1 pseudogene is annotated in these 348 nt (G+C 46.8%); it reads left to right on the top strand.

From position 1 onward, the window contains the following. A pseudogene (locus HC176_RS17990) lies at nt 1-348 on the top strand (efflux RND transporter permease subunit); the annotation flags it as partial.

The raw sequence follows: 348 nt of genomic DNA, 5'->3' as shown, positions 1-348 counted from the left end.
ATGAATATATGGATCGTTTTATGAATGAGCTCACACAGCTTATCAATGATTCCATTCCCGAGAAAAAAGTAAGTCTTATTATTACCTCTCCGGGTTGGGGTTCGGGTTCTGTCAACAGTGGGTTTGGTAGAGTTGCCCTGGTAGAACCTTCAGAAAGGGACCGTTCGCAGGATGAGATAGCTGCCGACCTTACCCGTTGGACAAAACAGTTTCCCGGAGCACGTACCAATGTTAGCCAAAGCCCTACCATAGCTGTAAACCGCCGTGGTGGAATGCCCATACAATACATCATTCAGGCGCAGAATTTTGAGCAGCTGGAGGCTAAGATCCCTCAGTTTATGGAAGAAG

This window comes from Tamlana crocina (assembly GCF_012037625.1).
The sequence above is the reverse complement of the archived record's forward strand: the minus strand, read 5'-3'. Positions and strand labels throughout refer to the sequence as shown.